Raw genomic sequence first — 455 nt, forward strand, 5'->3', positions numbered from 1 at the left:
GGGAATCATCGACTTTACTTTTTGAACGATGCTTCCTTCTCCAAAATCCACTCCACGAGCTTTCTGTGCATTCATAATCCGCGTCGTATCATCCATCAAGGTTGGGACAAAACGCAAACTCATAGACAGCATCAATCCAATTTCATGAACTGGAACTTTCACACGCTTTAAAGGTGCTAATAAAGCTTCGACAGCTGATGCCAAACTTAAAGGCATGGTTGTTAAGGTTAACAAAGTTGAAAAGAAAATAATCAATACAAAGCGACAAAAAATAATCCCAGCTTGTTGCAAAGCATAATCCGTGATTCTCACAAACGAAAACTCAAATAAATCATTCCCTTTAGAAATGAAAAATAGTTGAAAAATAGTTGTGAAGGCAATCAAGAAAAACATAGACTTCAAGCCCTGAATAAAAAATGAAAGAGATACTCCTGACAAGGCAATAAATATCCCTG

At 36.7% G+C, this 455-nt stretch carries 1 protein-coding gene; it reads right to left on the minus strand.

The window, feature by feature from the left end:
* Nucleotides 1–455: energy-coupling factor transporter transmembrane component T family protein (locus M3180_RS22325; RefSeq protein WP_251671634.1), on the minus strand; the 455-nt coding region annotated here is incomplete at both ends.

Source organism: Paenibacillus camelliae (assembly GCF_023715345.1).
Taxonomy (GTDB): Bacteria; Bacillota; Bacilli; order Paenibacillales; family Paenibacillaceae; genus Pristimantibacillus; species Pristimantibacillus camelliae.